Origin of the sequence: Vallitalea pronyensis, from assembly GCF_018141445.1 — a bacterium.
Taxonomy (GTDB): Bacteria; Bacillota; Clostridia; order Lachnospirales; family Vallitaleaceae; genus Vallitalea; species Vallitalea pronyensis.
The window spans coordinates 4,551,344-4,564,488 of the sequence record NZ_CP058649.1; the positions used below are offsets into that span (position 1 = coordinate 4,551,344).

At 35.0% G+C, this 13,145-nt stretch carries 10 protein-coding genes; 4 read left to right on the plus strand and 6 right to left on the minus strand.

Annotated features, from left to right (window positions below; all coding sequences use genetic code 11):
• Positions 1–585, minus strand: coding sequence for a hypothetical protein (locus HZI73_RS18845; protein ID WP_212694913.1), 585 nt, complete (start codon positions 583–585; stop codon positions 1–3).
• 865 nt (positions 586–1,450) lie between these two features.
• Here HZI73_RS18845 and HZI73_RS18850 point away from each other — a divergent pair.
• Entirely contained in the window at positions 1,451–1,789 is a 339-nt protein-coding gene (locus tag HZI73_RS18850; RefSeq protein WP_212694914.1) for a helix-turn-helix domain-containing protein, read from the plus strand.
• Positions 1,790–1,864: 75 nt separating this feature from the next.
• On the opposite strand, the gene HZI73_RS26555 is transcribed toward HZI73_RS18850, so the two are convergent.
• Complete coding sequence (locus HZI73_RS26555) at positions 1,865–2,701, minus strand: PocR ligand-binding domain-containing protein (protein ID WP_246552211.1); 837 nt, start codon at positions 2,699–2,701, stop codon at positions 1,865–1,867.
• Between the two features lie 219 nt (positions 2,702–2,920).
• Here HZI73_RS26555 and HZI73_RS18860 point away from each other — a divergent pair, with 219 nt between their 5' ends.
• Positions 2,921–5,443 (plus strand): glycoside hydrolase family 2 TIM barrel-domain containing protein, encoded by a 2,523-nt coding sequence (locus HZI73_RS18860; protein WP_212694915.1) that lies wholly within the window; start codon positions 2,921–2,923, stop codon positions 5,441–5,443.
• A 73-nt stretch (positions 5,444–5,516) separates the two neighbouring features.
• Here HZI73_RS18860 and HZI73_RS18865 read toward each other — a convergent pair whose 3' ends face one another.
• The 4 genes from HZI73_RS18865 to HZI73_RS18880 all read right to left on the minus strand — a co-directional run bounded on the left by HZI73_RS18865 (position 5,517) and on the right by HZI73_RS18880 (position 8,545).
• Positions 5,517–5,981: a GNAT family N-acetyltransferase gene (locus tag HZI73_RS18865; protein WP_212694916.1), complete on the minus strand. Its 465-nt coding sequence runs from the start codon at positions 5,979–5,981 to the stop codon at positions 5,517–5,519.
• A gap of 301 nt (positions 5,982–6,282) precedes the next feature.
• A complete protein-coding gene (locus tag HZI73_RS18870; protein WP_212694917.1) occupies positions 6,283–6,813 on the minus strand; it encodes a dihydrofolate reductase family protein in 531 nt (176 codons plus the stop codon).
• Positions 6,814–6,965: 152 nt separating this feature from the next.
• Positions 6,966–7,844, minus strand: coding sequence for a class I SAM-dependent methyltransferase (locus HZI73_RS18875; protein WP_212694918.1), 879 nt, complete (start codon positions 7,842–7,844; stop codon positions 6,966–6,968).
• A gap of 164 nt (positions 7,845–8,008) precedes the next feature.
• The gene (locus tag HZI73_RS18880) at positions 8,009–8,545 is read right to left on the minus strand and encodes a GNAT family N-acetyltransferase (RefSeq protein ID WP_212694919.1); all 537 of its coding nucleotides are present in this window, start codon (positions 8,543–8,545) and stop codon (positions 8,009–8,011) included.
• A gap of 622 nt (positions 8,546–9,167) precedes the next feature.
• Here HZI73_RS18880 and HZI73_RS18885 point away from each other — a divergent pair.
• Entirely contained in the window at positions 9,168–12,350 is a 3,183-nt protein-coding gene (locus HZI73_RS18885) for a polysaccharide lyase family 7 protein (protein ID WP_212694920.1), read from the plus strand.
• A 219-nt stretch (positions 12,351–12,569) separates the two neighbouring features.
• A complete protein-coding gene (locus tag HZI73_RS18890; protein ID WP_212694921.1) occupies positions 12,570–13,145 on the plus strand; it encodes an AAA family ATPase in 576 nt (191 codons plus the stop codon).

Below are 13,145 nucleotides of genomic sequence, written 5' to 3' on the forward strand. Positions count from 1 at the left end.
TTACTGGCTCTTTACATCTTGTATATGCTTTTCTGACAGGCTAACAATACCTAACTTATTACCGTGTTTGATAACATATTGGAAATTAGCGTGGGCATCTTCTTTATTTCCCTCTTGTTCATGGATTAAGCCTTGCCGGTATATCAGGTACATTCTTTGGCGTTTAGAAATATAAGGGCTTTCTAACAATCGTAATATTTTTTCTTTGGATTGCCGATAGTTTTGTTCAGCATAATATTTTTCGGCTATCATGATTTCAACGGCAACCACTAATTGTTTATTAATAGGAGATAACGTACTTATTTTATTATCGAATACATCTTTTGCTTTTTCTATTTCACCTAACTCATGATAGCATCCAATAAGGTTAATATAATAGGCGAGCAGCGTTCCATTCTTAGTTGAAAGGTATGATAGGTCAATTAATTCTAAATCAATCAGTGCTTCTTGATATTTTCCTAAAGACATCAAACCTGCCGCTACATCTACATCAAAAATAGCATTGGCTCTTTTACTTTTGCCAGTTATTTTTCTTTGTTTAGCTATTTGAACTAAAAAGGCTTCTGGGTCACATGCATCATCCAATAGATTTATCCTTTTCCGATGTCGATGAAAGCTAATGCTAATATACAAAATAATCACAGTAATACAGGTTAATAGCCATGCTAGTAAAGGTTTAACTCCTAGCATCATTAGCACTATAACTAATATAATCGTTAATATATAGAAAAAAACGTTGTAGCCAAATCGATTCATGTATTCTCTCTTCCTTTAAGACACATTTTCAAAAGCATCTACACTATAACATTGTTATACCTAGATTCTACGTCAAAATTGATTTGCTCTAATAATGAATACATTACGAAGAATCTTAGAATTTACATCTATGATTATAGCATTTTACAAAACAATTTACAAAATATACTTTTATAATGACTTTTGAATCCCTCACATGACTAACAAATTTCGTTGATATATTGAGGTCTATTTTACATCCTATCAGTAGTTCCTTAAGGCATATATTGCTATTTATTACATTATTGGACGTTAAGAAACATGATATATTATCCCCTCTTTTCCATCAAAATACAATTACTCCTACAATAAATATGAAAATAAATCAGAATACCTTATTACTTTGTCAATACTAATAATAAACGACAGTAAAAAGAAAGGGATTACATTCACGTCCCTTTCTTCAACTTGGGGTTAAGATGTGAGCGGTGGAAATTGCTATATTAAATAATCATACCACTCTTCGACCTAGTAGTAGCTGCCCTTTTATCATTTTTCTTATTAATACAACAACTTCCCCTATATTAAGTATAAGAAATGTATGATTTATTGTCAAGCATTTTACGCTTTTGTTATTAAATTTATACAGCATATATGCTCTTGTTATTACTGAAACAAATATGTAAGTTAGATACATGGAAACTGGGGTGATAAAATGAATGATATAATAAATATTGTTGGTCATGCAGTAAGGCACTTTAGAACATCAAAAAATTTAAGTCAAGAGGAATTAGCTGATAGAGCACACGTTCATCCCACACATATAGGAAGAATTGAACGAGGCGCAATTAATTGTACCATAGAAATGTTAAATAAAGTCATTACTGCTCTAGACATAAGCTTTGAAGATTTCTTTAAACAGATACAACCTTCCTCTAAAACAGATAATGAAGTATTTCCAATTTTGATAGCCAAATTAATGGAACTAAATAAAGAGGAACAAGCATGTATATTAGATTTTGTTACAAACTACAAGTTAACGAAAAAAGAGTAGGGACTTCCCACTCTTATTTTTTTTGCTAGGCGTAGGTATTCAAAGATTTTTCTTCTCCTATTTTAACATGCATGATTACAATTTAAGTTCCTTAAATTGACGTGGTGACATACCATATGTTTTTTTGAAGAGTCTTGAGAAATAGTTGTAATCACATATACCTACTTCTTCAGCCACTTGATTAATACGAAGTGACGTTGTACTTAAGAGCTCTTTAGCTTTGGTCATACGAAGCTGACGTAGATACTTGGTTAATGATAGAGATGTTTGATGGGTAAGAGTATTATAAAGGGTGGTTTTGCTTATACGTAACTGTTGACAAACCATATCTTGGGTTATTGTATTCTTCATATTGTTAACTAAAAACTGGTGTACTTGATTGAATATGCCACTCCGCTCAACATGTATAATATTCTTGTAACATAAGTATGCAACGCAAGCATGCATAATGTTTGCGGCTGCTTCTATCTGCGCCACATTCATTTGTTTCAATCGAAAAAAGACCTCTTTTAATTCCTCCTCATGAAACCCATATGCTTTACATTGATGTTTTATATGCAACCATTGAAATTCAGGTGATTGCTCATCCAGTAATTGCCCTACCATAATATAGCCTATAATCATATTGTTATCAATAATAGGTGCAACTGCTTCATATAAGCCCATGTGGCATTTATACACATATAATTCTTTTGTTTCTTTGGCATGTTCAAAAGCTATTCGATCGCACTTGGAACATGCTTTTAATACCTCTTTATTTTGCCTAATGCTATTACAGAATGTCCAGTCTCTTTTAGGTATGAGACATATGGGTTTGTAGTATCTATCGTAGAGGCCGATACCGATACCCAACAGACTGTAATAATCGCTAAATATTCTTTCTGCTTGTTCTAATTCTAACAGTAATGCCATATCGTCTCCCTACCTATCCCATACCGTATTTTATCATAAAAATATCTTTCACTTTTTTCCTGTATATTTCATTCATTTATGATGATTCGTCCTACTTTTGGTGAACTTTGCTATTATTATATCATAGTGCTTGCTATAATAACAACAACAAGTAATCATCTATTTCCTACTACTATATTGTGTTGGAAAATAGATAAATCCAATGATTGGAGGAGAACAATGGTTCATAAACGTGAATTGTTTAATTTTAATTCTGACTGGAAATTTCATGATGGGGACATTACCAAGCATAATATCAATACCGTACATGCTCAATTTGAAAGACCGGAATACGTAAAAGCTGGTAATCATGGTTTAGCTTATGCATCCTATGATGATAGTAATTGGGAAACTGTACAGATTCCTCATGACTTTGTGATTAGGCGCAATGTATTTGATGATTCTGTTCCCAGCTGTACAGGTTCCATGAAGAAAGGAATTGTTTGGTATAGAAGATCTTTCTTTATACCTGAAGAAGATAGAAATCGTCGTCTTTTTGTACAATTTGATGGTATCTATAGAAATAGTGAAGTCTGGCTCAATGGTAATCTTGTGGGACGTCATATTGGCGGTTACATGGGGTTTGAATTTGAGATAACCGAACTCATTCACTATGATAAGGTGAATAGTTTTGCCATAAAAGTGGATGTATCTGAATTTGAAGGTTGGTGGTATGAAGGCGGTGGTATCTATCGGGATGTTAGATTACTAAAAACAGACCAGATACGTGTTATGGATCAAGAAGTGCACATTGAAACAACCGACATTTCTGTAGAGGATAAGACTGCTTCAATAGTAGTACATGGCGCTATTGATTGTGGCTATATCGAAGATGACTATATAACCGTTGACGTCCAGTTAAAACCACCTTCTAAAGATACATGTGGTAGCAAAACAACTGATTCCAATACATCCACCTTAGCAAGCAAATCAATACAGCTAAAAGCTAAAACATTCCAACAAGCTGCATTCACATTGGATTTTGACCTAACAGATATTCAGCTTTGGGATATTGATCAACCTCAACTCTATTCTGTTGTCATAACAGCCCGCTGTGAAGCCATGCAAGATCATCATTGTGCAAGATTTGGTCTTCGAACCATTAAGTATAGTGCGGAACATGGTTTTGAATTAAATGGACGAACCGTTAAGATTAAAGGGGTTAATGGTCACGATGATTTTGCATGTGTTGGTGTGGCACTAACGCGCCCCATCATGCAGTTTAAAATTGATAAATTAAGGGAAATGGGTGCTAATGCCTATCGTTGTTCCCATAATCCACCGAACCCCAAATTTCTAGATTACTGTGATGAAGTGGGTATGCTCGTTATGGATGAAACCCGTTTATCTGGTGTCAATGAGGATGATCTAGGTGATTATGTGGCCATGATTAAACGAGACCGGAATCATCCATCTATCATTGCTTGGTCCATGGGTAATGAAGAAATGGCTATTCACGCCACTGAAGTTGGTGTTCAAATCTATAAAAAAATGATTGCAATTGGTCAATTATACGACCATTCCAGACCTTTTTTATATGCTATTAATGCCGATTACGACCGCATTGTGACTTTTGATCGTAACCATGATTTAATGATGAACCCTGTTGGCTTGAATTATTTTGTACCACATGACGATAATATTCTTGAAACCATGCATCAGCAATATCCTGACTTATGCATGATTAACTCAGAAACAACAGGCATGTGTTCCACAAGAGCATTTGTATTGCCAAAAGAAGATATGGGTCTGGTATCGAAAGAATACGATAAAATTAGTCGTTGGAAGAACGAAAAATATAAATATAAGATTACATGTTATGGGTCTAATGAGCCTGTTTGGGGGATGGACCCAGAAACGTCATGGAAAGTACATGTGAATAAACCCTATTCTGCAGGTGTCTTCTTATGGACGGGTTTTGACTATCGTGGTGAGGTATTCCCTTTTCATTATCCTGCGGTTATCAGCTTCTATGGCATCATTGACTTATGTGGTTTTGAAAAAGATTGGTTCTATTACATGCAATCCAATTGGACAGATCGTGATGTACTCCACCTACTGCCCCATTGGAATCTGGATTTAGAAACCGGTGAAAACGTAGATGTTTGGGCATTTACTAATTGTGATGAAGTAGAATTATTCATTAATGGTGTGAGTCAAGGCCGTAAGACCTGCGAACAATACGGACATCTTGAATGGTCTGTAAGCTATGAACCTGGCAAACTTGAAGCAATTGGTTATCGTGATGGCATTGAAATCATGCGTGATTATAAGGTGACAGCTGGTACACCTGAGACGTTGGTGTTAACCCCTAATAAAACAAGTCTATTAGCAGATAATGAAGATGCCGTACTTGTATCAGCCCATCTTGAAGACAGTGAAGGAAATATGGTTATGACGTCTAGTGAGATGATAAACTTTGCCTTTGACGGACCTTGTGTTTTCTTGGGTACAGGTAATGGCGACCACTTTGGTAATGAATCCGATATTGAGCCACAAAGAACTTTATTTGTTGGAAAGTGCCTTGTAGCTGTTCAATCCACCTATGAAGCCGGTGAAATCAAAGTCACAGGTCATTGGAACGATCAAGAAGTAACCGTTATGATTACATCCAATGAAACAAATTATATGCCAATTATTGAAACAGCCACATCCAATGAGACCATTAATCGACCCAAAGCACATGCTGATGGAGGCATTTAGTATCTAAGTGTTGATCAAAACAAAATCCTTCTAGATGATAATAAGGCTAATCTAGAAGGATTTTTGTGTGATGTTAATCCATTATTTTTTCGTATACCCTTAACGAGAAACCTTCTGGAGCACCATCGGGAGTCATATCTTTAACATATTTATAACCGCACTTTTCATAAAAATGATGGTTTTGAGTACTCATGGATGGCGTTTCTAGCTGCCATTTCTTACCATCATTATGTAATGTTTCTAATAAATCCATTGTCTGTTTGCCTATTCCCTTATTTTGTAGTTCAGCTACAATGAATAGACTACAAAGGTAATATTCACCTTTATCTCCCTTAAAAATATTTACACCACCCACAATTTCATTATTATAGTATATCGCATAATAGATGCTGTTAATTAGCATTTTTTTATGCCATTCTATACGAATCATATCTTCAGGAGTAAAGCCATATTTCTTAAACTCTTCTTTAAACGCACTTTTCTTTATATCTGCTAATACACTTATATCATTATCCTTCGCTCTTATTAACTGTAACATAATTAATTTCTCCTTTTCACAGTATTGTCATGCTTCTACTAACTATTCTACCAGAACACTTGTTCGATATCAAGGTTTTTGATTTGTTATTGAATCTAGAGTAATCTAGAACGTTCTATAGACTAAACTACATAGGTACAATTATATTTTACATCCATCTTTCCAATAAAAAAGACACATGAAAGATCATGTGCCAAAATTATCTTGTTATATGCATTTTTAATAATGGTACTTCATTAAGTACGCTTCTGTATTAACTTCTGTGTATTATATTTTTGTACAACATTGGTAAAGTGGATAGCTAACGTTTTTCATAAATAAGCTCTACCATGCCGTTGGTTGTGATTGTTTCCGTTAGTTCTAAAGGTATTGTATCATTCTTACCGTCAAAAAGAGGTATACCACTACCTAGTATGGTAGGAATAATGGTTATTCTATATTGGTCAATTATATTTGCTTTGATGGCTTGATTCACAATACTAGCACCACCACAAATCCAAATATCTTTCCCTTCTTTTCCTTTCAGCTCTTTCAGTAGTGAAACTACATCGCCATTCTTAAACGTTATATCATCTGTATTCTCCAAGTTTCTACTTGTAAATACATAACTGTGCATACCAGCATAAACCCATGCATCTGGAGATAACTCGGTTATTATCTGCTTATAGGTGTTGTACCCCAGAATCACCGTATCAATTGTCTTGTAAAACGCTTCGTATGTGCCCGTGTCTTGACTATTAGGGTCTTGTCCACCAAGCCAATCTACTCGTCCCTTAGAATCTGCCACATAACCATCAAGACTAATGGCAATATACAGTATTATCTTTCTCATAATATATCTCCTCTCGCTTATACATTTAAGACTATCTCTTTTTATACATATTATTAAAGTTCGACAAGCAATCGTCTTCTCCTTTACTCAATCTTCTAAGTCACTGTTTACATTTGATTGTCATAATTTTTCATCTGCAGCTTAATAAAAGCTCATCTTTTCACCACACCAAAAGTAATTTTCATATTGGGTGCGAATGTTAACCGCGATTCCTTATTAAATAACTTGGACTCCAATAATTCTGCTTCATACTGCTCATTTGCTTCTTCTTGAGTCAACCCCCTATCCATTAAATAATTAATGGTATTAGATTTATCTTTCGGTTCATAGCCTAACCCTTCTTCTTTCAAAGCTTCATAAAGCATGTCCTTACTATGCTGCTCCATCAATTGGTCAAAATAATTGACTTTATCACTAACCCTACATTCTACATTTTTTAATCCAAGTTGACTAAGAATGATGGGCAACTTTATGCCAATATTACCGTCTTTGCCTTTCTCTAAAAAATCGTTCTCATATAACTTTTGCAAAACACCTAAACGTACAATCTGAGAGTGTTCCACACCGTCAACATGATAATTGGACATACACGATATTCTGTGCGTCTCAAAACAAATAACTTTTCCATTATTAATAACACTATTGATCATATTTTTCAAGACTACCTTAGGATTAGCCATATGTAATAAAACCGCGTGACATAGAGCTATATCATATTGGCGTTCCATGACGATTTGGGTTATATCTTCCACGATAAAATCTGTTTTATATGGAAGATTCTTAAAAATTTTCTTAGCTTCTTCTATCAAATCATGACCTCTGTCAACACCTGTGTACGTTGAACCTTCAGGTAATATTGGAAGCAGCTTAAGACCCATATATCCAAAACCACATCCATAATCAATCATGTCTACTGGCTCATCTATCTTCCATACTTTCTTAACCAAAAACTCTAAATAGTCATCGTTATAATACAACCCACGTGTATTTCTTAAATATTCAATTTTATTATCCCAATAATATTTAGACACCTTTAAACCTCCTCCTCTATCTACATTCACTTCAATACTACTATTAATTGCTAGTATTTTATTATTAGCCTTCTCCCCTTTATATGCCGCTCATAAGAAAGAGGTTTTTATTTCTTTATTTTATCACTACCATTTATTTTGACTCCTAATGGCTATTTGTAATTTTAATCCGTATTATTACGCTTTTCAAATTCTTCCTTGTTAATCGCCATTACATAGCATCCCCAATGGTGACCATTAAACTCAACCTTCTTTTCAAGTTTTTCAATTATCCTAAACCCAATATTCTTATAACATTTAATAGCTCCTGCGTTAAAGTCATATACCCTTAATAGCACCTTCTCTAAACCTATATCATCAAAAGCTATATGTAATGCATTTCGAATAGCCAACGTACCGTAACCTTTACCTCTTGCATTGGGATCTCCGATTATGATGCGACCAATTGCACCTGTTTTATCCTCTCTGTTAATACGCAGTAGCTGCATATGTCCTATTGTATTTTTTTCATGGACAATATTATACAGCATCATATCTTTTTTACTTATCATGCGATGAATATCGCCTTTTAACTGCTCTGCTAATGTTGATAAAGCATATGCACGACCTGTAAATTGTAACAAAAATCTTTCGCTAGGCACCCATGAAACTAATCGGGATATATCTGATTCTTTAAATTCTGTTAGATGTATCTCACACATTCCATTCACTTCCAATCTTTTGGACAGCATCTTATCTATTACCCTATACCCTTCTTAATTATTTATAGCTGTTTTTAAATAAAGCTGTTTTCTCATTTCTCTATTTTATCATTACAATACATAGCTAGCAATTACATTTTAAAACATTATATTGCACAAGGATTGAAGGTAGTGATACAAAAAGTGCATATAAAATTTAAATTAAAAAATTGAATAAATAGTTTGACTCGTAATAATAATTGAAGTATACTAAAATCATATCCATTTTTTCGTAACTATTATGTATATACGTAAAATATCCAATCGATTATATATGATACCGCTTCAATATGGCTTACAAATCATTATCTTTGTCTTAATAAAATCTTTTGCTTGAAAACAATTATCCAACAATAAGTTGTGTATGATTACTTATTATGCGATGAGCAGTTGTTCAAGTTACTCAAGGAGGTGAATCTTACTTCGTCATTATATGTAACAAAGCTAATCTAAGTATCATAAAGGAGGGAAAAAAGTACAACTATATGTTTATTTTAGCTTCGTTATGATTTCTAAAAGCATCTATGGCTAACCATAGCATTCTTAAGAACAAAATTAATCCAACGATTAGGAGGAGAAACAATTGAAAAAAACAATGGGTTTATTATTATCGGTTTTGATTGGGTTTAACCTTTTGGCATCAACCAATCTATCTTATGGGAAAGAAGTCATACAAAATCGTCTTGATATCGCTTATGTTACAGCAAGCAGTGATGATGGTAATGTACCAGCCAATACAATAGATAACGTTATTGATACCCGATGGTCAGCAAAAGGACCAGACGAATGGATTCGATATGACTTGGGTAGTCAGCAAACCATTGGGTATGTGGGAGTAGCTTTCCACAAGGGCGATATACGCTATACAGATTTTGATATTCTCGTTTCATCGGATGATGTGACTTGGGAAGAAGTTTTTAGCGGTCGAGGTTCAGGGACCACAATTGATATGGAAAAATTTGATATAGAAGATATTTCAGCCCAATACGTAAAATTGATTTGTCATGGGTATACATACACTGACGGTTCAAAAACAGGAGAATGGAACAGTTTAAATGAAGTTCATTTTTACCCCTCAGATGACGTTCCATTTGATAAAATAAATGAATTAGAACCAGAGACACCTATGGATATAACTTATACAAAAGCAGGATTTTATGAAGGTATTTCACCTCAAGACAATCCTAATGATATACCTGTACATGACGTACATCAGCCAAATGATGTCACTGGAACCATCTTGAATGTGGTTGATTTTGGTGCTGATATAGCCGACAATGGTGCCAATGATGTGGGTGCTATACAAGCAGCAATCAATGCAGCTCAATATGGTGATGAGGTTTATTTACCAAATGGTACCTATAATTTACAATCCGATGCTGGCTATGCTTTGAAGCTAAAATCTGGTGTTAACTTACGTGGTGAAAGTCAAGAAGGAACCAAACTCATCATCTGTGGCAAAGATGGTTATTACCCTTCAAGTGTTATTAAAGCCATGGGACAACATAATATCCTTGTATCCAACATGACCATTACCTCCGATTTTTCTGGGAATTACTCATTGGATCATATCAGCAATAACCCAGACGCATCAGGATCCAGATACGGTATTCAAATTGAAGATAATGCCATGAATGAACCATCCTATAACATAACCATGGATCAACTTATCCTTGAAAAATATCAAACCATGGGTGTTCGGATAAGTAACAGCCATGATATCGTTGTTAAGCGGTCTATCTTCCAAAATGCTACAGATATAGGCGGTGGCGGTGCTGGCTATGGCGTATCCATTCAAGGTGAAGGGAATAACATTGACCGTCTCGGTTATCTGAATGATTCCCGTTTCAACTTGGTTGAAGACTGCACATTCCTAGGACCTTACCTGCGTCATGGTGTATTGATTCAATATTATTCTCATAACAATGTCATACGCCATAATACATTTATTCAAACCAAGTTGGATGCCATTGATTTACATGGTGAAGATGAGTACCTCAATGACATACATCATAATAACATCCAAAGTATTGAAACAGGGGCTGGTATTGGCGTTGGTAACTCCGGTGCAACCCATGATAAATCCGGTCCAGGTAATGTTATTCATCACAATCATATTGATAATTGTCGAGAAGGTATTAAAGTGCACCTTGGCTCAGAAGATACCCTAATACATGATAACACCATAACAGGAGCAACCGTTAACCGTGCAAAAGGCATATACCTTCAAAATGCTCCAGGTACCCTTGTTCAAAACAATCATATCTATAATAATACATCCTATGATTTTGTAGGTGTCTTATTAGCTTATGACAAAGGTACAAATGGCAGAGGTTATGGAAGCCCCCATAATATAAGTATCGAGGGAAATACCCTAGAAAACTGTACCAATGGGATAAGGCTTACATCTGGAACAGATATAACTGTTCAAAATAATAGCTATTTTAATATATTAGATACACCTTTCCTTGATTCAAGAACCTACAAATATGCAGCTAGTAAACTACCCTCTCAGATACTGGATTTAACAAATTGGAAATTAACCCTGCCCATTAATAATGCCCAAGAAATAAAACAGCCAGCATTAATGGATTATGAGCATGACGATTATTTCCATGCCAATACAGATGGCAACGGGGTTTTGTTTAAAGCCCATTGTGGTGGTGAAACCACAAGTGGTTCTGGATACCCCCGATCTGAACTAAGAGAAATGGCGAATAATGGTACCACCAGAGCAAGTTGGTCAACCAATTCTGGAAAACATGTGATGACCATGGACCTAAGAATAACTCACATACCTGATGTTAAGCGGCATGTGGTAGTTGGACAGATTCATGATGCCTCTGACGATGTTATGATGATTAGACTTGAAAACAATCGTTTATTTGTTGAAGCTGAAGGTGAAGATGTGGGTTTACTTGATGCTAACTATCAATTAGGTAGCCGGTTCACCATTAAAATAGAAGCTGAAAATGATATCATTAAAGTCTATTACAACCAAGATGAAAAAGTAACTTATGATGTAAAAGATTCTCCTACAACAACTGGTAATTCTAAGCATGGATGCTATTTTAAAGCCGGCATGTACACCCAATCCAATACCGAAAAAGGTGATAAACCAACTGCTTATGGTGAATCTGAAATCTATGATTTGGTTGTAACCCATTCGGAATCATCCAACAACGATACGCCTAATAATGAAGCAGATGTAACCATGAATCCAGTTATGGATACTTACATCGAGTTAGCATCTAAAAACCCTAACACGACCCCATATCATGATAAAGATACCATGTATGTTAAAATGAGTAGTGGACAGACAACCATTCGGATTGGATTCATTGAATTTGATAAGCGTTCTATCAACAACAGCATAGATACAGCTCAGTTAAAACTAACAAAACACAGTCTTAAAAAGGCAGATTCAGCCATTACAGTATATGGCTTACCTACAACCTTCTCAGAAACACTTGTTTGGACGGACTTATTTACTGCTGATTCAAGATACAGCAAAAATGACAATACCGATATACCCACATGGCTAAGTGAGCATGCTGTTAAAATCGGTGTCATTAACTTCGGTTTGAATGATAACGACACGGATTACACCCTTGATGTCTCTGGGTTTGTTAACGATCATTTGGATACGGATCAGTTCACCTTCGTTTTACTGGATGAAGCAGGAGCCAACTCTGATTTAAAACTTGGCACCAGTGAAAATACCGCAAAAGCACCTGAACTCAGGGTATGGTATAAAACACCCTAATATATCAGCAGTCAGAACAACTACTATATGCTTGTAATATAAGTGTTCATTAGCGTTCAGGTAATATTGATAATTAATCAGGCTAAATGAGGCTGGGTCAACTATAATGATCCAGCCTTATTTTATGATAAAATAATAGATAAACGGATTGTAAACTATCTAAAACTATCCTATAATACGAGTATTAGATATTAATATAAGATGAAGGAGCTGAGGTTAATGAATACGAAAGAAACAATCATTATTGGTATTGCTGGTGGTTCAGGAAGTGGTAAGTCCACTTTTTCGTCCCATTTAGAGGATCATTTATTAAATCTTAAGGTGAAAGTTATCCACATGGATGATTATTTTAAAGAAGATAAACCCACCATCACAGCACCTTATACACAAATTGAGTATGAAGATCACAATCATCCAGATTCTTTTGATTTTGATAAGCTCCTAGATGATTACAAACAATTGCTTAAGCAGGAATATGACGTTATCATCATTGAAGGTCTTATGACACTTTATAACAACGACATAAGAAAGCTTCTACATCTAAAAATATTTATTGATTGTCAAGCCGATGAAAGAATCGTTAGAAGAATCAATCGTAACTTGGCATTTGGCCAGAGTTTTGAAGACATTACTTCTGTTTATTTAGATGCCGTAAGGTATCGCCATCAAGAATTCGTTGAGCCATCCCGTTGGCATGCGGATATTATCCTCAATGGTTCAAGTTTGCCAACGATTGGTACAGATATCATCTCAACATGGATTAAAAGTCAATATTCGCGTTTAGGACACGAATAA

Bases quoted from the DNA above. Each gene is read 5' to 3' on its own strand.
- HZI73_RS18850 (WP_212694914.1), top strand. From the start codon at position 1,451: ATGAATGATATAATAAATATTGTTGGTCATGCAGTAAGGCACTTTAGA.
- HZI73_RS26555 (WP_246552211.1), bottom strand. From the start codon at position 2,701: ATGGCATTACTGTTAGAATTAGAACAAGCAGAAAGAATATTTAGCGAT.
- HZI73_RS18860 (WP_212694915.1), top strand. From the start codon at position 2,921: ATGGTTCATAAACGTGAATTGTTTAATTTTAATTCTGACTGGAAATTT.
- HZI73_RS18865 (WP_212694916.1), bottom strand. From the start codon at position 5,981: ATGTTACAGTTAATAAGAGCGAAGGATAATGATATAAGTGTATTAGCA.
- HZI73_RS18870 (WP_212694917.1), bottom strand. From the start codon at position 6,813: ATGAGAAAGATAATACTGTATATTGCCATTAGTCTTGATGGTTATGTG.
- HZI73_RS18880 (WP_212694919.1), bottom strand. From the start codon at position 8,545: ATGTGTGAGATACATCTAACAGAATTTAAAGAATCAGATATATCCCGA.
- HZI73_RS18890 (WP_212694921.1), top strand. From the start codon at position 12,570: ATGAATACGAAAGAAACAATCATTATTGGTATTGCTGGTGGTTCAGGA.